The sequence below is a fragment of the Mesorhizobium sp. M1A.T.Ca.IN.004.03.1.1 genome (assembly GCF_003997555.1).
Taxonomy (GTDB): Bacteria; Pseudomonadota; Alphaproteobacteria; order Rhizobiales; family Rhizobiaceae; genus Mesorhizobium.
Genome location: NZ_RZTV01001138.1, coordinates 1 through 234, shown reverse-complemented (window position 1 = coordinate 234; position 234 = coordinate 1). Strand labels below are relative to the sequence as shown.

Annotated in this window: 1 protein-coding gene; it reads right to left on the bottom strand. The window is 64.1% G+C overall.

The window, feature by feature from the left end; translation table 11 throughout:
* Positions 1-108: 108 nt before the first annotated feature.
* Positions 109-234, bottom strand: a 126-nt coding sequence (locus tag EOD29_RS35230) for an FCD domain-containing protein (RefSeq protein ID WP_245475540.1), incomplete at its 5' end; no start/stop codon positions are given.

Sequence of the window (234 nt, the reverse complement as noted above, 5' to 3'; positions counted from 1 at the left end):
CGCAAACGCAAACCGCTTCTTCCCGCGATCCACGCTTCCGTCGATCTGCACACCGACCACGCCGCCTGGCGGCGGCTGATGAAGCCGAAGCCTGAGCTGTAAGAAGGATTATACCGTAGCGTCGCGCAACTCTTCGAAGCGCGCCGCACTTTTCGACAGGTGGGTCCGGATGGCACGGCGTGCGGCGGCCTCCTCTCGGTCACGGATCGCCGCGAATATCGCGTGGTGTTCCCG